A 17,079-nucleotide genomic window follows, 5' to 3' on the forward strand; every position below is an offset into this window, starting at 1 on the left:
CGCTCGGCTCAGGCGAAGAGGGCCTGTCCGACGTACTCCCCCTCGGCGACGCCGGGCGGCACCGCGAACAGCGCCTGGCCGGTGAAGCGGAGGTACTCCATGAGCGCGTCCTGCTTCGACATCGCCCGCTGCAGCGGGATGAAGTGGGTGCGCGGGTCGCGCAGGTAGGCGATGAAGAACAGTCCCGCGTCGAGGCCGCCGACGTCGTTGCTGCCGTCGACGAAGTTGTAGCCGCGGCGCAGGATCCGCACGCCCTCGTTGAGGTCGGGGTGCACCACCCGCACGTGCGCGTCGACCGGGATCACCGGCCCCGTGCTGCCCTTCATCGCGAAGTCGGGCTCGGTCATCTCCTCACCGCCCGACAGCGGCGCGCCGCTGCCCTTGGTGCGGCCGACGAACTGCTCCTGGGCGTCGAGCGACTGCCGGTCCCAGACCTCGATGGTCATGTTGATCCGGCGGGTGACCAGGTAGGAGCCACCGGCCAGCCAGCCGGCCTTCGGGTCGTCGTCCGCGCCCACCCACACGTGCCGCCCGAGGGCGTCGTGCTCCTCGGCCTTGATGTTGGCGGTGCCGTCCTTGAAGCCGAACAGGTTGCGCGGCGTCGACTGGCTCGTCGAGGTCGTCGACGTACGCCCGAAGCCGAGCTGCGACCAGCGCACGGCCGTCGTGCCGAAGCCGATCCGGACGAGGTTGCGGATCGCGTGCACGGCGACCTGCGGGTCGTCGGCGCAGGCCTGGATGCAGATGTCGCCGTCGCTGCGGGCCGGGTCGAGCACGTCGGCGGAGAAGCGCGGGAGCTGCTCCAGCGCCTCCGGACGGCGCGCGGCGATGCCGAAGCGGTCCTTGCCGTCCTTGGTGAACAGCCCGGGGCCGAAGCCGAAGGTGATGGTGAGCCGGCTCGGCGCGAGGTCGAGCGCCTCACCGGTGTCGTCCGGCGGGGCGTTGCTCGGCCCGTCCACGGCTCCCACCGGACCGGCGGAGGCACCCTGGGTCATCCGGGCGGCCGCCTCGGTCCAGGCCTTCAGCAGCGCGACGAGCTCGTCGCGGTCCTCGGTCGTCACGTCGAGCGCGACGAAGTGCAGCCGGTCCTGGGCGGGCGTGACGATGCCGGCCTGGCGCTCCCCGTGGAAGGGGTACGACGCCACCGGCGCCGTGCTCGACGCCGGCTCCGCCGCACTGACCCGCCCGGCCGCGAAGGCGCCGGCCACCCCGGCGGCCGCCGCGCCGCCGCCGAGGAGACCGCGCCGGCTGACGCGGGGAGCCCCGGTCAGGAGGTCACCGCCGCGGTGAGCTTCGACAGCGGCTCGGAGAGCGCGTTGACGGCGTCGGTCATCTTCTTGGTGTCGTCCTTGGTGAGCTCGGTGTAGAGGACGAAGCCGTCACCGGACTTGTAGGAGTCGAGCAGCTTCTGGAGCGCGGCGAACTTGGCGGTCAGCTCCGCCGACAGCGCCTCGTCCTTGGAGTCCAGCAACGGCTTGACGCCCTCGAAGGCGACCCGGGCGCCGTCGACGTTGGCCTGGAAGTCCCACAGGTCGGTGTGCGACCAGGCCTCCTCCTCGCCGGTGATCTTGCCGTTGGCGACCTCCTCCAGGAGGCCGATCGAGCCGTTGGCGATCGCGTCGATCGGGTAGGTCAGCGCCTTGGCGCCGGTGGCCTGGATCCGGCCGTCGAGCTCCTTGGTGTTGGCGAGCAGGTCGTCGGCGTACGTCGCGCGCTCCTTGGTCGTCAGCGCGGTGTAGCCCTTCGCGTCCTGGGGCCACAGGTCCTTCTCGATCCGGTGCCAGCCGGTCCACTTCTCCCCCGCGGCGAAGTCGACGTCGGCCTCCCGGGCGTCGGTCTTGGGGTCGAGGTCGCCGAAGGACTCCGCGACCGTCTCGATCCGCTCCCAGTGCTCGCGCGCCTGCGGGTAGAGGGTGCGCGCCTCGTCGTCCTTGCCGTCCTTGTAGAGCTGGACGAACTGCTGGGTCTTGACGAGCAGCTGGCCGGACTGGTCCTGGATGTAGCTGCGGTAGTTGTCCTGCGCCTGGTCGATCAGCTCCTGGTCGGACGCGCTGACCTTCTGCTCGTCGTCGGAGTGGCTGACGGTGAACGCGGCGCGGATGCCCTCGCCGACCATGCCCGGCTTGCAGGCGGTGAAGTACTTGCCCTCGGGCGCGTTGACGGTGAGCTTCTTGGTGAGGTTCGGGCCGATGTTCTCGACCTCGCCGACGATCCGCAGGCCGTCCTCGCCGAGCAGGTAGAACTCGGTGACGTCGCTGCCGGTGTTGGTCACGTCGAAGGTGAGCCTGCCGGCGGGCGCCTCGACCGCGGAGAGCTCGCAGCCGTCCTTGCTCGAGGTGACGCTCAGCGCGCGGCCGTCGCCCTTCTTGTCGTCGCTGGAGGCGTTCTCGGTGCAGGCCGCCAGGGCCGGTACGACGGCGAGGGCCGCCACCGAGGCGAGGATCTTGCGCATGGGTCGTGCTCCTGGTTCAGGACGACGCGGGCGTCGTCGTACGGGGTCGGGAGGATCGGGTGCGGGACAGGAAGAGCGCGCCGACCGGCAGGACGTAGAGCGTCCAGACCAGGGCCTCGAGCTTGGTCGTGGCCGGCGAGAAGTTGAAGACGCCCTTGAGCAGCGTGCCGTACCACGAGGACGGCGGGATGGCGTCGGAGACGTCGAAGGCGAGGTCGTGCAGGCCGGGCAGGATGCCGGCCTCCTGGAGGTCGTGGACGCCGTAGGCGAGCACGCCACCGGCCACGACGATGAGGAAGGCGCCGGTCCAGGTGAAGAAGACGGTGAGGTTGAGCCGGATCGCGCCGCGGTAGATCAGGTAGCCGAGCGCGACCGCGACGAGCAGGCCCAGCAGCGCGCCGAGCAGCGGCTCCCAGGTGGGGGTGACGGCGCCGGCGCTCTCGCGGGTGCCGGCCTGGGTGGCCGCCCAGAGGAAGAGCGCGGTCTCCAGGCCCTCGCGGCCCACGGCCAGCGCGGCGACGACCGCGAGCGACCAGCGGGCCCCGTCGGCGGCCTTGTCGATCTGCCCGCGCAGCTCGGCGCCCAGACCGCGCGCGGCCTTGGACATCCAGAAGATCATCCAGGTCACGAAGACCACCGCGACGATCGAGAGCGTCCCGCCGATGGCCTCCTGCGCCTCGAACGTCAGCCCGCGCGGCCCGAAGGTGAGCGCCGCGCCGAAGCCGAGCGAGATCGCGACGGCGAGGGCGACGCCGGCCCAGATCCGCGGCAGCAGCTCCCGGCGCTCGGACTTGACGAGGTAGGCCACCAGGATGCTGACCACCAGCGCGGCCTCGAGGCCTTCACGCAGTCCGATGAGAAAGTTGGCGAGCACGATCGGCCAATGTACGCCGGTCTGCTTAGCCTCACCTAAACCATGTCCATTTCTGAGCACGCCGCCCACATCCCGACCACGGTGCGGCGTTGCGCCCCCGGCTCACCGGATGTGCCCTAAGGTCGGGCGGACCGGCTTCCCCGACGACGAAGGAGTCCATGGCCATGCGGGTGTTCACCACGTTCGAAGAGGTCGCCGAGGCGGCCGGCACCGAGCTCGGGTCCAGCGAGTGGGTGACCATCGACCAGCGTCGCGTCAACCAGTTCGCCGACGCCACCGGCGACCACCAGTGGATCCACGTCGACATGGAGCGCGCCAAGGAGGGACCCTTCGGCGGCACCATCGCGCACGGCTACCTGACCCTGTCCCTCGTGCCGTGGCTCGGCAGCCAGGTCTTCACCCTGCGCACCCCCGGCGCCAAGCTCAACTACGGCGTCAACAAGGTCCGCTTCCCGAACCCGCTGCTCGTCGGCAAGCGGATCCGGCTGCACGTGAAGATGGGCGAGGTCATCGACATCCCCAGCGGCAAGCAGCTCACCGTGCAGCACACGGTCGAGATCGAGGGCGAGCAGAAGCCGGCCTGCGTCGCGGAGACCGTCGTCCTGCTGCTCCCCTGAGCCGCTGACAGGTCAGGCTCAGCCCTCGCGGCTGGACCAGGCCTGCGCGAGCGCCTGCTCGAAGACCTCGGCCGGCTGCGCGCCGGAGATGCCGAAGCGTCCGTCGAGGACGAAGAACGGTACGCCGGAGGAGCCGTAGGCCCGCGCCTGCGCCACGTCAGCCATCACCTCGTCGCGGTACTCGTCGCTGCCCAGCACCTCCTCCACCCGGCCGGCGTCCAGGCCGGCCGCGGAGGCGGCAGCCCGGAGCACGGCGGGGTCGCCGAGCGACTCGCCCCGGGTGAAGTACGCCGCCAGCAGCTCCTCCACCATCGCGTGCTGCCGGCCCTCGGCGGCAGCCAGGTGGATCAGCCGGTGCGCGTTGAGGGTGCGCGCGTGCAGGGTGTCGGCGTGCGCGAAGGTGAGTCCCTCGGCGGCGGCGACCTCGTCGGCGCGGGCCATCATCTCCCGGGTGCCGGCCTCGTCGGCGCCGAGCTTGCGGCCCAGCACGGTCACCGTGGACTCGGTGCCGACCTCGGGCGCGAAGGGGTCCAGCTCGTAGGAGCGGTAGACGACCTCGACCTCGTCGCCGTGCTCGAAGCCGGCGATCGCCTTCTCCAGCCGTCGCTTGCCGATGTAGCACCAGGGGCAGACGACGTCGGCCCAGATCTCGATACGCACGAGGGAGCCAACACGGCGTACCCCTGATTGCTTCCCCCGAGTCCCCTCAGGGTCGGGTCAGGGGCGGGTCAAGGGATCCACCCGAAGCGGCGCACGGCCCGCCGGAGCGAGGCTTCGGGACATGATCACAGTCGAGTCCCTCTCCAAGAGCTACGGCAGCTTCACGGCCGTCGACAACGTGTCGTTCACCGCTGCCCCCGGCCGGGTGACCGGCTTCCTCGGGCCCAACGGTGCCGGCAAGTCCACCACCATGCGGGTCATGGTCGGCCTGACCGAGCCGGGCAGCGGCGAGGTCCGCGTCCTCGGCCGGCGATTCCGCGACCTGCCCGACCCGGGCCGCGAGGTCGGCGTCCTGCTCGACGCCTCCGCCCAGCACGCGGGCCGCACCGGCCGCGAGATCCTCACCATCGCCGCGCTCACCATGGGCCTGCCGCGCACCCGCGTCGACGCGATGCTGGAGCGGGTCAGCCTCACCGAGGACGAGGCCAGCCGCCGGGTCCGCAACTACTCCCTCGGCATGCGCCAGCGGCTCGGCATCGCGACCGCGCTGCTCGGCGACCCCGAGGTGCTCATCCTCGACGAGCCCGCCAACGGCCTCGACCCGGCCGGCATCCGCTGGATGCGCGACCTGCTCCGCGGCTTCGCCGACCAGGGCGGCACCGTGCTGCTCTCCTCCCACCTGCTGCACGAGATCGAGGTCGTCGCCGACGACATCGTCGTCATCGGCAACGGCCGGATCGTCGCCCAGGGCACCAAGGACGAGCTGCTGGCCGGCGCCGGCACGCTGGTCCGGGCGGCCGACGGCACCACCCTCGCCACCGCCCTCCAGGCCGCCGGCATCGCCGCCCGGCCGACCTCCGGCGGCGCCGTGCTGGCCGAGGCGGCCCTGCCCGCCGTCGGCCAGGCGGCCTTCGCCGCCGGCATCGCCGTCACCGAGCTCCGGGCCGCCGAGGGGGCGGGCCTGGAGGAGATGTTCCTGGCGCTCACCGCCGAGAGCCAGCGCGAGAGCACCACCACGACCAGCACGAGCACCGAAGGAGCGGCGGCATGAGCGCCACCACCACCGAACCGAGCCCCGCCGCCGTCGTACCGGCGGCCGGGAGGACGCGCCCCGCGCCCGCCCCCACCCCGTTCCGCCGGGTGATGCACGTCGAGCTGCGCAAGATGTTCGACACCCGCTCCGGTTTCTGGCTGATGGCCAGCATCGTCATCGTCTCGGCGATCGCGACCACGCTGACCGCCCTGCTGGGCGACCGCGACAGCCTCACCTTCGAGTCGTTCGCGGCGGCCATCGGCAGCCCCATGTCGATCATCCTGCCGGTCATCGGCGTGCTCGCCGTGACCAGCGAGTGGAGCCAGCGCACGGCGCTGACCACCTTCACCCTGGTCTCCAGCCGGCCCCGGGTGCTCGCCGCCAAGCTGATCGACATCCTCGTCGTCGGCGTGGTCGCGATGTTCGTCGCGCTCGGCGTCGGCGCCCTCGGCACGATCGTCACCTCGATGATCACCGGCTACGACGTGCAGTGGGACATCAGCCCCGCGGCCTTCGCCCAGATCATCCTCGCCAACAGCCTCGGCATGGTGCTCGGCTTCGCCTTCGGCCTGCTCTTCCGCAGCTCCCCCGCCGCGATCGTCGCCTACTTCGTGGTCAACCTGGTGCTGCCCGGCCTGTCCGGTGCCCTCGGTGCGGCCCAGGAGTGGTGGGCCGACCACGCCGCGTGGTTCGACCTGAACGAGACCCGCTTCCAGCTCTTCGACGGCGCCGTGCACGGCCAGGACTGGCTCCAGCTCGCGATCACCGCGCTGCTGTGGATCGGGCTGCCGCTGCTGGTCGGCCTGCGGCTGGTGCTCCGCTCCGAGGTCAAGTAGCGCTACCGTCGTACGGCCCGGTCACCTCGGTGGCCGGGCCGTCTCGACGTCCCGCAGCGGAGGTGCCCGTGGAGCTGACCTCGACCTGGTGGTTCTGGGCGCTGCTGTCGGCGGTCTTCGCCGCGCTGACGGCGATCTTCGCCAAGGTCGGGGTCAAGGAGGTCGACTCCGACGTCGCGACCTTCGTGCGCACCATCGTCATCCTGGTGACCCTGGGCGTCATCCTGCTGGCACTGGGCAAGCTGCACTCCCCCGGCGAGGTCACCGGCCGCACGTGGCTGTTCCTGGTGCTCTCGGGCCTGGCGACCGGGGCGTCGTGGATCTGCTACTTCCGTGCGCTCAAGATCGGCGACGCCTCGCTCGTCGCGCCCGTCGACAAGCTGAGCGTGGTCCTGGTCGCGGTCTTCGGCGTCACCCTCCTGGGCGAGCGGCTCTCGCTGCTGCAGTGGGGCGGGGTGGCCCTGGTCGGTGCCGGCGCCGTGCTGCTCGTGCTGAGCGGCTGAGCCCGGCCCTCGACCGTCAGCCCACGTCGTGGGTGAACACGCAGAACGTGTGCCCGGCGGGGTCGGTGTAGACCCGCAACGGCTCCTCGGGGTCGTCCACCTGCTCGCGCCGTACGACGGCGCCCAGCTCCAGCGCGCGCCGGTGGGTCTCCTCCAGGTCGGCCCGGGTCTCGGCCAGGAGGTCGAGGTGCAGCTGCTGGGGCACCTCGGCGTCCGGCCAGGTGGTGGGCGGCAGCACCTCCACCTGCTGGAAGGACAGCCGCTCACCGGACGGTCCGACGATCGAGAGCCAGTCGGTGACACCCTCCACCTCGAGGCCCGCCGGATAGGACCAGCCGAGCAGGAGGCGGTAGAACTCCGCCAGTCGCGGGACGTCGGTCGTGTCGAGCACGACGCCGCGCAGCCGCGGGAGGGACATCAGCGCTCGCCGAGGTCCGGCTGGAAGTCGGGCAGCAGCTCGGCGAGCGGGACCTTGAGCACCTGGCTCAGCGAGACCAGGGTGAACAGCTGCGGGTTCATCGGGGTCCCGGGACGGGACTCCCCCTTCTCGTACTTCTGGTAGGTGAAGCCGGCGATCCCGGCCAGGTGGGCCACCCGCTCCTGGCTCAGGCCGAGCGCGGTGCGCGCCTTCTGCAGGTTGAGCCCGAGAGCGCGGGCGTAGGCCAGCCAGGAGTGGTCGGTTGCCATGGCGCCATCATCCGCGTATGACCATGCCCTGGCGACCATACCTGCATGGGTACCCGCTCATCGCGAGATCACCCGACGGCCGGCAGGTCCGGGGCGAAGGCGGGCAGCAGCTCCTCCACCGGCACCTCCAGCACGTGGCTGATGCACACCAGGTTGACCAGCTGGGGATTCATCGGCGTCCCCGGCTTGGAGTGACCGGTCTCGTACTTCTGGTAGGTCTTGGACGAGATCCCGACGCGCAGCGCCACCTGCTCCTGGCTGAGCCCCCGCGCACCCCGCGCCCGGCGCAGGTTGAGACCCAGCTCGATCGCGTACGCGCCCCACGCGTAGTCGGCCTTCAGGTTCTCCATGCCTTCATCATCTTGGTATGGGCATGTCCTGGCGACCATACTGGTATGGGAACATTCGAGCACGCCATCCGTGCCTGTGGACAACCGAGGACGATCGGGGCTTTGTGTCGTACCCCTCTCGTATGGTGCCGGGCACGGATCGACATCTTGGGGGATGACGCACATGACCGGAGCAGACGCACCGACATGGCTGGCAGAAGGGTGCCCGGCCTGGTGCGCGCGCGAGCACCTCGAGGACGACCACCCGGAGGACCGTTACCACCACAGCGAGCCATCGCTGGTGCCGGCCGTCGCGGCCACGGCCGACACCGTGCCCGTCACCGCCTCGCTGGAGTCGATGACCCTCGTGGTCTGGCTCGGGCGCCACGTCGGGACCCCGCTGGTCTGGGTCGCGATCGAGCCCGCGGAGCGCCGCGAGCCGCGGCTGGTGCTCACCGAGGAGTCCGCCCGTGCCCTGCACGAGCACCTCGGCCACCAGCTCGCGCTGACCGAGCCGTGAGGCCGGGCCCGGGACGCACGAGCGCCCCCGGGCCGTGCGGACCGGGGGCGCTCGTCGTACGACGGGTGGGAGCTCAGCGCGCGGCGGAGCCCTCGGTGTAGTCGTCGTCGCTCTGCTTCCAGGAGAAGTGCGCCCGCAGCGCCTTGCCGGTCGCCTCGATCGGGTGCGCGGCCTCCTCCTCGCGGAGCTTGAGGAACTCGGTGCCGCCGTTGTCCTGGTCGCCGATGAACCGCTCGGCGAAGGCGCCGCTCTGGATGTCGGCGAGGATCGCCTGCATCGACGCCTTGACCTCGGGGGTCACCACGCGCGGACCGGAGACGTAGTCGCCGTACTCCGCGGTGTCGGAGACCGACCAGCGCTGCTTGGCGATGCCGCCCTCCCACATCAGGTCGACGATCAGCTTCAGCTCGTGGAGCACCTCGAAGTAGGCGATCTCCGGCTGGTAGCCCGCCTCGGTGAGGGTCTCGAAGCCGGCCTGCACCAGGTGCGAGACGCCGCCGCACAGCACGGCCTGCTCACCGAACAGGTCGGTCTCGGTCTCCTCGGTGAAGGTCGTCTTGATGACGCCGGCGCGGGTGCCGCCGATGGCCTTGGCGTAGGACTTCGCCAGGTCCCAGGCGGCGCCGGAGGCGTCCTGCTCGACGGCGATGATGTCCGGGATGCCGCGGCCGGCGACGTACTCGCGGCGCACCGTGTGGCCCGGGGCCTTCGGGGCGACCATGATCACGTCGACGCCCTCGGGCGCCTTGATGTAGCCGAAGCGGATGTTGAAGCCGTGGCCGAAGACGAGGGTGTCGCCCGCGGCGAGGTGCGGCTCGATCGACTCGGCGTAGATCGTGCGCTGGTGCTGGTCGGGGGCGAGGATGACGATGACGTCGGCCTCCTCCACGGCCTCGGCGACGGAGAGGACCTTCAGGCCCTCCTCCTCGGCCTTGGGACGGCTCTTCGAGCCCTCCTTGAGGCCGACCCGCACGTCGACGCCGGAGTCGCGCAGGTTGAGCGCGTGGGCGTGGCCCTGGCTGCCGTAACCGATGACCGCGACGTTCTTGCCCTGGATGAGGGACAGGTCGGCGTCGTCGTCGTAGAAAATCTCAGCCACTGGGGCCTCTCCTTGCTGTGGTTGGGTGGGGATTCAGGCGTGGGCGGCAGGCGGCACCGGTACGGCGACGGGCTTGCCCCGCTCCGAGATGGAGCGCGAGCCCCGGCCGATGGCGACCATGCCGGACTGCACGAGCTCGCGGATCCCGAAGGGCTCCAGCACGCGCAGGAAGTCGGTGATCTTGTCCGCGTTGCCGACCACCTGCATGGTGACGGCGTCCGCGGCGACGTCGATGACCTTGGCCCGGAAGAGCTGGACCACGTCGAGCACCTGGCTGCGGTTCTCGGCCGTGGCACCGACCTTGACCAGGACCAGCTCACGGGTGACCGAGGCCGCGTTGTCGAGCTCGACGATCTTGATCACCTCGACCAGCTTGTTGAGCTGCTTGGTGACCTGCTCCAGCGGGGAGGACTCCACGTTGACGACGATCGTCATCCGGGAGATCTCCGGGTGCTCGGTCGGACCGACCGCGAGCGAGGTGATGTTGAAGCCGCGGCGGCTGAACAGCGCCGAGATCCGGGCCAGGACGCCGGGCTTGTCCTCGACGAGGACCGAAAGGGTGTGCTGGGCCATCACAGGTCGTCCTCGTCGAACTGGGGCGCGAGGTCGCGCGCGTACTTGATCTCGTCGTTGCTGGTGCCGGCGGCGACCATCGGCCACACCATCGCGTCGCGGTGCACCCGGAAGTCGACGACGACGGGCACGTCGTTGATCTCCATCGCCTTCTGGATCGTGGCGTCCACGTCGTCGGGCGAGTCGCACGCCAGGCCCACGCAACCGTAGGCGTCGGCGAGCTTCACGAAGTCCGGGATCCGCTTGGACTGCAGGTCGGTGTTGGAGTAGCGGCTGTTGTAGAACAGCGTCTGCCACTGCCGGACCATGCCGAGCGACTCGTTGTTGATGATCGCGACCTTGATCGGGATGTTGTTGATCGCGCAGGTGGCGAGCTCCTGGTTGGTCATCTGGAAGCAGCCGTCGCCGTCGACCGCCCACACCGTCTGGTCGGGCATCGCGACCTTGGCGCCCATCGCGCCGGGGACCGCGAAGCCCATGGTGCCGAGGCCGCCGGAGTTGATCCAGGTGTTGGGCTGCTCGTAGCTCACGAACTGCGCGGCCCACATCTGGTGCTGGCCCACGCCGGCGGTGTAGATCGTGCCGGGGCCGGAGATCGCGCCGAGGCGCTCGATGACGTACTGCGGCGCGAGCCCGCCGTCGGCGGGCTTGTCGTAGCCGAGGGCGTACTTCTTCTTCACCCCGGCGCAGAAGGCGACCCAGCCCTCGTAGTCACCGGTGCGGCCGGCCTCGGCCTCGGTGCGCAGGGTGGTGACCAGGTCGACCAGGACCTCGCGGACGTCGCCCACGATCGGGACGTCGGCATAGCGGTTCTTGCCGATCTCCGCGGGGTCGATGTCGGCGTGGATGACCTTGGCGCCGGGCGCGAAGGAGTCCAGGTTGCCGGTGACCCGGTCGTCGAAGCGGGCGCCGAGGCTGATGATCAGGTCGCTCTTCTGCAGCGCGGCCACCGCGGCGACCGTGCCGTGCATGCCGGGCATGCCGAGGTGCTGCGGGTGGCTGTCGGGGAAGGCGCCGCGGGCCATCAGCGTGGTGACCACCGGGATGCCGGTCAGCTCGGCGAGGGTGGCCAGCTCCCGGGCCGCGCCGGAGCGGATGGTGCCGCCGCCGACGTACAGCACGGGCTTGCGCGACTCCAGGATCAGCCGGGCCGCCTCGCGGATCTGCTTGGCGTGCGGGCGCGTCACCGGGCGGTAGCCGGGCAGGCTGATCTCGCTGGGCCACTGGAAGCCGGTGGTCGACTGCAGCGCCGACTTGGTGACGTCGACGAGGACCGGCCCGGGGCGGCCGGTCGAGGCGATGTGGAAGGCCTCGGCGATCTTGGCCGGGATCTCGGCGGGGTCGGTGACCAGGAAGTTGTGCTTGGTGATCGGCATCGTGATGCCGCGGATGTCGGCCTCCTGGAAGGCGTCGGTCCCGATCAGCGAGGCGCCGACCTGACCGGTGATCGCCACCATCGGCACCGAGTCCATGTGCGCGTCGGCCAGCGGGGTGACCAGGTTGGTCGCACCCGGGCCGGAGGTCGCCATGCAGACGCCGACCCGGCCCGACGCCGAGGCGTAGCCCTGCGCCGCGTGGCCGGCGCCCTGCTCGTGGCGCACCAGGATGTGGCGGATGCTGCTGTCCATCAGCGGGTCGTACGCCGGGAGGATCGCGCCTCCCGGGATGCCGAAGATGTCCGTCACCCCGGCCGCCTCGAGGGAGCGGACCAGGCTCTGCGCCCCGGTGATCGACTCGCCCGAGCCCTGCTGCTCAGTCATCCGACTCATTTCCGTTCTGTGCCTGTTCTGTGCTGTTCCGCGCTGTCCCGCGGGGGGCTGTGGTCCGTCGTACAAGCAAAAACCCCTCGGTTGCCGGGCAACGAGGGGCGGGACGCGTCGACTGACGAGGTCAGGCGGCGCGTCCGGTGCGTACGAGAAGCTGGTCGAGCATGGGCCCACCGTACGCCGTCCGTCGTCGTGCCGTCGAATAAGTGTGCCACCCCGTCCCACATCGCAAGACGGCTGTCTCAGGAATCGGCCTTCGCCCGGAGGGCGTCGAGCGGCTCCGCAAGGTGGGCGCGGGCCACGGCCGCCGCCTGCTCGGCGTACGCCGCCAGCGGCTCCGCGCCGCACCGGCGCGCGTGCTCGGCCAGCAGCTGTGCGTCCCGGGCATCCCCGAGGACTCCCTGGACGCGGTGCCCGAGCCTGCCCAGCGCGGCGGCGTCCGGGTGCACCGAGGCCACCGCGTCCGCGGTGTGCCGCAACCGCCGCGCCGCCTTGCGCAGGTCGTGCTCGGCCCCCTGCTCGGCGCGGCGCAGCACCCGCCGTACCTGGCGGCGCACCGCCTTGCGGGCCGTCGTCCCCGCCGGCCGCCGCGCGCGCTTGCGCAGCGGCGGGTCCTGCACCCAGCGCTCGAGCAGCGCGTCCAGGGCCGCCGCGTCCGGGCCCGCGTGCCACGCCACGAGCCGGGCACGGGCCGCGGCGTGCACCCGCTCCAGCGGCGCGACGACCGTCGGCTCCCACGCGTCGGTGAGCCCGAGCACCACCAGCGCGGCACGCGCGTCCGCCGCCCGGACCTCCAGGTCGCGGCACTCCCCCAGCAGGCTGCCGTACGACGCCAGGGCGGCCCCGAGCTCGTCCGCCCCCGCGCTGTCGAAGCAGCGGCGGAACGCCGCCAGGAGGTTCCGCAGGCGTCGTACCGTCGTGCGGAGCTGGTGGACCGCGTCCGGCTCGTCGGCGAGCGCGGCCGGGCGGTCCCTGCGGATCCCGGTGGCCAGGTCGGCCACGACCGAGCCCAGCAGGTCGCCCGCCGTGGCGCTCACGGAAGCACGATCGCGCCCAGCGCCGGGTCCGGGTTGTGCGCGACCTCCCAGCGGAAGCCGTCCGGGTCGGCGAAGTAGCCCGTGTAGCCGCCCCAGTCGCGGCGCACGCCGGGCTGCACGTGCGGCGACCCGGCCGCGCGGGCGGTGGCGAGCACCGCGTCGACCTCGTCGGGCGAGGCCACGTTGTGCGCGATCGTGACCGGCGCGACGCCGGGGCCGGCCATCAGCGCGCCGACCTCGGCCTCGAACTCCGCGCGCGCCCACAGCGAGAGCACCAGCTGGGGCCCGGCGCGGAACATCATCACCTCGCCGGGGACGTCGAGCTCGGGGACCCAGCCGAGACCGTCGACGTAGAAGCGGCGGGTGGCGTCCAGGTCGGCGACGGCGAGGGTGACGAAGCTGATCCGCTGGTCCATGCCGTCGAGTCAAGCACGCAGCGAGGACAGCTGGTGACCGTCGGCCCCGAAGTTCGCCGGGTCCAGCCACCGCTCGTGCGCGGCGCGCACCGCCGGCCACTCCGCGTCGGTGACCGAGAACCAGTCGGTGTCGCGGTTGCGGCCCTGCACGACCATGTGGTTGCGGAAGCGACCCTCCTCGACGAAGCCCAGCCGCAGCGCCGCGCGCCGCGACGCCTCGTTGCGGCTGTCGCACTTCCACTCGAACCGGCGGTAGCCGAGGTCGTCGAAGGCGTACCTCATCAACAGGTGGATCGCCTCGGTCGCCGCACGGGTGCGCTGCAGCGCCCTGCCGAGCAGCACGCCGGCGACCTCGACCTGCCCGTGCGCCTCCTCGATCCTCAGGTACGACGCGATCCCGGTCGCCCGGCCCGCCCGCTCCCCCTCCCGCGGCACCAGCGCGAAGCTCACCCAGGCGGGGTCCTCCAGCTGGCCGGCCAGGTGCATCCACAGCCCCGGCAGGGTCTCCGGCCGCGGGATCGGCCGGTAGGTCCACAGGTCGTCGTCACCGGGACCGCAGGTGGCGGCGTGCAGGTCGGCGTAGTGGGCCGAGGTCAGGGGGCGGACCTCGACGTACCGGCCGGTGCGGGTGACCGGCTCGGGCCGCGGGCGCGGCTCCCAGCCGGGGACCGGCGCCCCGCTCATCCCCGGACCGGGTCGGGGTCGAAGTCGAAGGCGGGCAGGCCGTCGATGCTGGTGCGGTTCTTGCGGCGTCGGTACTCCGCGGAGCCGACGGGCCCCTTGCGGTCGAAGTACGACGTCAGGAGCTCCCGCTCGCCGGCATACTCCATCAGCGGGACGCCGTAGCCACACGCGTCGGAGATCCGCTCGATGTCCACGACGATCACCGCCCGGGCACCGGGCAGGTCGGCGAAGCGGCCGGCGAGGCCGGCGTACTCCTCGTCGTAGATCGTCACGACGCGGCCGCGGCCGTGGAAGCGCACGATGTTCGGAGCGCCGTCGAAGGCGCAGAACATCACCGCGACCCGGCCGTTCTCCCGCAGGTGGGCGATGGTCTCGCTGCCGCTGCCGCTGGTGTCGACCCAGGCGAAGGTGTGCTCGTCGAGCATCCCGAAGCTGCCCGGGAGGCCGCGCGGGGACAGGTTGACGTGCCCGTCGCCGGCGAGCGGCGCGGACGCGACGAAGAACACCTGCTGGCGCTCGACGAACTCCCGGAGCCGGCCGTCGACCCGGGCGTGGACCTTGGCCACGGCTCAGTCCGGGACGCGGCGGTAGGCACCGTCGGAGGCGGCCGTCGCCATCGAGGCGTAGGCCCGCAGCGCCGCGGAGACCGGGCGCTGCCGGTCGAGCGGGGTGTAGGGCTTGTCGCGCTTCTCCTGCAGCACCCGGCGCTGGGACAGGGTGTGCTCGTCGACGTCGAGGTGGATGGTGCGGTTCGGGATGTCGATCGAGATCGGGTCGCCGTCCTCGATCAGCGCGATCGTGCCGCCGCCGGCCGCCTCGGGCGAGATGTGCCCGATGGAGAGCCCGCTCGTGCCGCCGGAGAACCGGCCGTCGGTGATCAGCGCGCACTTCTGGCCCAGTCCGCGGCCCTTGAGGAAGGCCGTCGGGTAGAGCATCTCCTGCATCCCCGGGCCGCCCTTGGGGCCCTCGTAGCGGATGACCACGACGTGGCCCTCCTCGACCTTCTTGCCGAGGATGCCCTCGACCGCGGCGTCCTGGGACTCGAAGACGATCGCGGTGCCGTGGAAGACGAGGCTCTCCTCGGGGACACCGGCCGACTTCACGACGCAGCCGTCGACGGCGATGTTGCCGGTGAGGATCGCCAGCCCGCCGTCGGCGGAGTAGGCGTGCTCGAAGTCGCGGATGCACCCCTCGGCGGCATCGGTGTCGAGCGTGCCCCACCGGTTGTCCGTGGAGAACGGCTCCGTCGTACGGACGCCACCGGGGGCGGCCTGGAAGAGCTCCAGCGCCTCGGGCGAGGGGTCCTCGACCCGGATGTCCCACTTCGCCAGCCAGCTGTCGAGGTCGGGTGAGTGCACCGAGTGCACGCCCTCGTTGAGCGCGCCGCCGCGGCGCAGCTCGCCGAGGAGTGCGGGGATGCCGCCCGCGCGGTGGACGTCCTCCATGTGGAACTTGGGCGAGTTCGGGGCGACCTTGGACAGGCAGGGGACGCGGCGCGAGATCGCGTCGATCGCGTGCACGTCGAAGTCCAGCTCGGCCTCACGGGCCGCCGCCAGCAGGTGCAGCACCGTGTTGGTCGAGCCGCCCATCGCGACGTCGAGGGCGACGGCGTTCTCGAACGCCTCCCGGTTGGCGATGTTGCGCGGGAGCACGGACTCGTCGTCGTCGCCGTAGTAGCGGTTGCAGAGGTCCATGACCACGCGGCCGGCCTCCTCGAAGAGCGCGCGGCGCTTGGCGTGCGTGGCCAACGTCGAGCCGTTGCCCGGCAGGGACAGGCCGATCGCCTCGGTCAGGCAGTTCATCGAGTTCGCGGTGAACATGCCCGAGCACGAGCCGCAGGTCGGGCACGCGGAGCGCTCGATGACGTCGAGCTGCTCGTCGCTGACCGCCTCGTTGGCAGAGGCCACCATCGCGTCGACCAGGTCGAGCTTGGAGTGCACGATCCCGTCGATCGCCGTCGTCTTGCCGGCCTCCATCGGCCCGCCCGAGACGAACACGACGGGGATGTTGAGCCGCAGGCTCGCCAGCAGCATGCCGGGGGTGATCTTGTCGCAGTTGGAGATGCACACGATCGCGTCGGCGCAGTGCGCCTGGACCATGTACTCCACCGCGTCCGCGATCAGCTCACGGCTCGGCAGCGAGTAGAGCATGCCGCCGTGGCCCATCGCGATCCCGTCGTCGACGGCGATCGTGTTGAACTCCTTCGCCACGCCGCCGTTCGCCACGACCGACTCCGCCACGATCTTGCCCAGGTCGCGCAGGTGGACGTGACCGGGGACGAACTCGGTGAAGGAGTTCGCGATGGCGATGATCGGCTTGCCGAAGTCCGAGTCGGTCATGCCGGTCGCGCGCCACAGGGCACGCGCGCCGGCCATGTTGCGGCCCGAGGTGGACGTCGCGGAACGAAGGGTGGGCATGGGTCAAGGCTACGCCTGTCGCACCAGCCCCAGAATTCACCACCTAGGTGGTGAAACACCGACTGGGCACACCGAATTCGGTGTGCCCGGACCAAGTTTCACCACCTAGGTGGTGAAACCTCGGGCACTCACGCCTCCGCGGCCGCCTTCAGCGAGACGAGCCCCTTCGTGAAGTCCTTGCCGATCGCCTTGTCGAAGAACAGCCGGCCCATCATCGCGAACGCCGCGTTGCGCTCCCCGCGCATGGTCCACGCCACGTGCGTGCCGGAGCCCGCCCGGGTGATGTCGAAGACGACCTCGTTGCGTGCCTTGAACGGCTTCAGGAACTCCAGGTCGACCGTCACCCGCTCGGGCGTGATCGAGGTGAGGGTCATCGAGCCCTGGCCGGCCTTGTTGTTGCCGGACCAGGCGTAGCGGGCGCCGACACCCGTGCCGTCGTACGTGCGCTGGAGGTCCGGGTCGAGGCCTTCCCACGGCGACCACTTGACCCACTCGTGGAAGTCGTCGACCAGCGCGTGGACGACCTCGGGCGGGGCGGCGACGGTGGTCTCGTAGGTGTGCGAGAACGCGGGCATG

General features: G+C 71.3%; 21 protein-coding genes. 5 read left to right on the forward strand and 16 right to left on the reverse strand.

What is annotated here, in order from left to right; all coding sequences use genetic code 11:
- Positions 1-8 precede the first annotated feature (8 nt).
- From efeB to efeU, 3 genes are read right to left on the reverse strand one after another with little or no spacing between them, the layout of a single operon-like run.
- Entirely contained in the window at positions 9-1,271 is a 1,263-nt protein-coding gene (efeB, locus tag MRBLML1_RS15825) for an iron uptake transporter deferrochelatase/peroxidase subunit (RefSeq protein ID WP_364518178.1), read from the reverse strand.
- A complete protein-coding gene (gene efeO / locus MRBLML1_RS15830) occupies positions 1,268-2,452 on the reverse strand; it encodes an iron uptake system protein EfeO (protein WP_364517617.1) in 1,185 nt (394 codons plus the stop codon). Before efeO ends, efeB begins: the two co-directional genes overlap by 4 nt.
- A gap of 16 nt (positions 2,453-2,468) precedes the next feature.
- Positions 2,469-3,326 (reverse strand): iron uptake transporter permease EfeU, encoded by an 858-nt coding sequence (gene efeU / locus MRBLML1_RS15835; RefSeq protein WP_364517619.1) that lies wholly within the window; start codon positions 3,324-3,326, stop codon positions 2,469-2,471.
- Between the two features lie 164 nt (positions 3,327-3,490).
- On the opposite strand from efeU, the gene MRBLML1_RS15840 reads away from it, so the two are divergent.
- Positions 3,491-3,943: a MaoC family dehydratase gene (locus MRBLML1_RS15840; protein ID WP_364518180.1), complete on the forward strand. Its 453-nt coding sequence runs from the start codon at positions 3,491-3,493 to the stop codon at positions 3,941-3,943.
- A gap of 18 nt (positions 3,944-3,961) precedes the next feature.
- Here the strand turns inward: MRBLML1_RS15840 and MRBLML1_RS15845 are convergent, their stop codons facing one another.
- Positions 3,962-4,603, reverse strand: coding sequence for a DsbA family oxidoreductase (locus MRBLML1_RS15845; protein WP_364517621.1), 642 nt, complete (start codon positions 4,601-4,603; stop codon positions 3,962-3,964).
- 121 nt (positions 4,604-4,724) lie between these two features.
- Between MRBLML1_RS15845 and MRBLML1_RS15850 the strand changes: the two genes are divergently transcribed.
- From MRBLML1_RS15850 to MRBLML1_RS15860, 3 genes are all read left to right on the forward strand, one after another.
- Positions 4,725-5,654: an ABC transporter ATP-binding protein gene (locus MRBLML1_RS15850; RefSeq protein ID WP_364517624.1), complete on the forward strand. Its 930-nt coding sequence runs from the start codon at positions 4,725-4,727 to the stop codon at positions 5,652-5,654.
- The gene (locus MRBLML1_RS15855; RefSeq protein WP_364517626.1) at positions 5,651-6,472 is read left to right on the forward strand and encodes an ABC transporter permease; all 822 of its coding nucleotides are present in this window, start codon (positions 5,651-5,653) and stop codon (positions 6,470-6,472) included. Before MRBLML1_RS15850 ends, MRBLML1_RS15855 begins: the two co-directional genes overlap by 4 nt.
- A gap of 74 nt (positions 6,473-6,546) precedes the next feature.
- Positions 6,547-6,975 carry an EamA family transporter gene (locus MRBLML1_RS15860; protein WP_414691266.1) on the forward strand — a complete coding sequence of 143 codons (429 nt, stop codon included), beginning with the start codon at positions 6,547-6,549 and terminating at the stop codon, positions 6,973-6,975.
- Positions 6,976-6,991: 16 nt separating this feature from the next.
- Here the strand turns inward: MRBLML1_RS15860 and MRBLML1_RS15865 are convergent, their stop codons facing one another.
- The 3 genes from MRBLML1_RS15865 to MRBLML1_RS15875 form a co-directional block, all read right to left on the reverse strand.
- Positions 6,992-7,393 carry a VOC family protein gene (locus MRBLML1_RS15865; protein WP_364517630.1) on the reverse strand — a complete coding sequence of 134 codons (402 nt, stop codon included), beginning with the start codon at positions 7,391-7,393 and terminating at the stop codon, positions 6,992-6,994.
- Entirely contained in the window at positions 7,393-7,662 is a 270-nt protein-coding gene (locus MRBLML1_RS15870) for a helix-turn-helix domain-containing protein (protein WP_364517632.1), read from the reverse strand. The genes MRBLML1_RS15865 and MRBLML1_RS15870 overlap by 1 nt, the downstream gene beginning before the upstream one ends.
- Positions 7,663-7,730: 68 nt before the next feature.
- A complete protein-coding gene (locus MRBLML1_RS15875; RefSeq protein ID WP_364517634.1) occupies positions 7,731-8,012 on the reverse strand; it encodes a helix-turn-helix domain-containing protein in 282 nt (93 codons plus the stop codon).
- Between the two features lie 163 nt (positions 8,013-8,175).
- On the opposite strand from MRBLML1_RS15875, the gene MRBLML1_RS15880 reads away from it, so the two are divergent.
- Positions 8,176-8,511, forward strand: a complete 336-nt coding sequence (locus MRBLML1_RS15880) for a DUF6907 domain-containing protein (RefSeq protein WP_364517636.1) — start codon at positions 8,176-8,178, stop codon at positions 8,509-8,511.
- A gap of 73 nt (positions 8,512-8,584) precedes the next feature.
- Here the strand turns inward: MRBLML1_RS15880 and ilvC are convergent, their stop codons facing one another.
- From ilvC to MRBLML1_RS15925, 9 genes are all read right to left on the reverse strand, one after another.
- The gene (gene ilvC, locus MRBLML1_RS15885; protein ID WP_364517638.1) at positions 8,585-9,610 is read right to left on the reverse strand and encodes a ketol-acid reductoisomerase; all 1,026 of its coding nucleotides are present in this window, start codon (positions 9,608-9,610) and stop codon (positions 8,585-8,587) included.
- 33 nt (positions 9,611-9,643) lie between these two features.
- Positions 9,644-10,183 carry an acetolactate synthase small subunit gene (gene ilvN / locus MRBLML1_RS15890; protein ID WP_364517640.1) on the reverse strand — a complete coding sequence of 180 codons (540 nt, stop codon included), beginning with the start codon at positions 10,181-10,183 and terminating at the stop codon, positions 9,644-9,646.
- Positions 10,183-11,943, reverse strand: coding sequence for an acetolactate synthase large subunit (locus tag MRBLML1_RS15895; protein ID WP_414691257.1), 1,761 nt, complete (start codon positions 11,941-11,943; stop codon positions 10,183-10,185). The genes ilvN and MRBLML1_RS15895 overlap by 1 nt, the downstream gene beginning before the upstream one ends.
- 248 nt (positions 11,944-12,191) lie before the next feature.
- On the reverse strand, positions 12,192-12,986 hold the full coding sequence (locus MRBLML1_RS15900) for a CHAD domain-containing protein (protein WP_364517645.1): 795 nt from the start codon (positions 12,984-12,986) through the stop codon (positions 12,192-12,194).
- A complete protein-coding gene (locus tag MRBLML1_RS15905; RefSeq protein ID WP_364517647.1) occupies positions 12,983-13,402 on the reverse strand; it encodes a VOC family protein in 420 nt (139 codons plus the stop codon). Before MRBLML1_RS15905 ends, MRBLML1_RS15900 begins: the two co-directional genes overlap by 4 nt.
- Positions 13,403-13,411: 9 nt before the next feature.
- On the reverse strand, positions 13,412-14,086 hold the full coding sequence (locus MRBLML1_RS15910) for a GNAT family N-acetyltransferase (protein ID WP_364517649.1): 675 nt from the start codon (positions 14,084-14,086) through the stop codon (positions 13,412-13,414).
- Positions 14,083-14,652, reverse strand: a complete 570-nt coding sequence (locus MRBLML1_RS15915) for a pyridoxamine 5'-phosphate oxidase family protein (protein ID WP_364517651.1) — start codon at positions 14,650-14,652, stop codon at positions 14,083-14,085. The genes MRBLML1_RS15910 and MRBLML1_RS15915 overlap by 4 nt, the downstream gene beginning before the upstream one ends.
- A gap of 3 nt (positions 14,653-14,655) precedes the next feature.
- Positions 14,656-16,503: a dihydroxy-acid dehydratase gene (gene ilvD, locus MRBLML1_RS15920; RefSeq protein WP_364517653.1), complete on the reverse strand. Its 1,848-nt coding sequence runs from the start codon at positions 16,501-16,503 to the stop codon at positions 14,656-14,658.
- Positions 16,504-16,631: 128 nt separating this feature from the next.
- Complete coding sequence (locus MRBLML1_RS15925; RefSeq protein WP_364517655.1) at positions 16,632-17,078, reverse strand: SRPBCC family protein; 447 nt, start codon at positions 17,076-17,078, stop codon at positions 16,632-16,634.
- Between the last annotated feature and the right edge of the window lies 1 nt (position 17,079).

The sequence above is a fragment of the Nocardioides sp. LML1-1-1.1 genome (genome assembly GCF_040676175.1).
GTDB lineage: Bacteria > Actinomycetota > Actinomycetes > Propionibacteriales > Nocardioidaceae > Nocardioides.

Excerpts from the sequence above, each read along its gene's own strand:
- MRBLML1_RS15870 (WP_364517632.1), bottom strand. The coding sequence starts at position 7,662 with ATGGCAACCGACCACTCCTGGCTGGCCTACGCCCGCGCTCTCGGGCTC.
- MRBLML1_RS15905 (WP_364517647.1), bottom strand. The coding sequence starts at position 13,402 with ATGGACCAGCGGATCAGCTTCGTCACCCTCGCCGTCGCCGACCTGGAC.
- efeO (WP_364517617.1), bottom strand. The coding sequence starts at position 2,452 with ATGCGCAAGATCCTCGCCTCGGTGGCGGCCCTCGCCGTCGTACCGGCC.
- MRBLML1_RS15840 (WP_364518180.1), top strand. The coding sequence starts at position 3,491 with ATGCGGGTGTTCACCACGTTCGAAGAGGTCGCCGAGGCGGCCGGCACC.
- MRBLML1_RS15855 (WP_364517626.1), top strand. The coding sequence starts at position 5,651 with ATGAGCGCCACCACCACCGAACCGAGCCCCGCCGCCGTCGTACCGGCG.
- MRBLML1_RS15910 (WP_364517649.1), bottom strand. The coding sequence starts at position 14,086 with ATGAGCGGGGCGCCGGTCCCCGGCTGGGAGCCGCGCCCGCGGCCCGAG.
- MRBLML1_RS15850 (WP_364517624.1), top strand. The coding sequence starts at position 4,725 with ATGATCACAGTCGAGTCCCTCTCCAAGAGCTACGGCAGCTTCACGGCC.
- MRBLML1_RS15895 (WP_414691257.1), bottom strand. The coding sequence starts at position 11,943 with ATGACTGAGCAGCAGGGCTCGGGCGAGTCGATCACCGGGGCGCAGAGC.
- ilvN (WP_364517640.1), bottom strand. The coding sequence starts at position 10,183 with ATGGCCCAGCACACCCTTTCGGTCCTCGTCGAGGACAAGCCCGGCGTC.
- MRBLML1_RS15875 (WP_364517634.1), bottom strand. The coding sequence starts at position 8,012 with ATGGAGAACCTGAAGGCCGACTACGCGTGGGGCGCGTACGCGATCGAG.
- MRBLML1_RS15865 (WP_364517630.1), bottom strand. The coding sequence starts at position 7,393 with ATGTCCCTCCCGCGGCTGCGCGGCGTCGTGCTCGACACGACCGACGTC.
- MRBLML1_RS15925 (WP_364517655.1), bottom strand. The coding sequence starts at position 17,078 with ATGCCCGCGTTCTCGCACACCTACGAGACCACCGTCGCCGCCCCGCCC.
- MRBLML1_RS15880 (WP_364517636.1), top strand. The coding sequence starts at position 8,176 with ATGACCGGAGCAGACGCACCGACATGGCTGGCAGAAGGGTGCCCGGCC.
- ilvD (WP_364517653.1), bottom strand. The coding sequence starts at position 16,503 with ATGCCCACCCTTCGTTCCGCGACGTCCACCTCGGGCCGCAACATGGCC.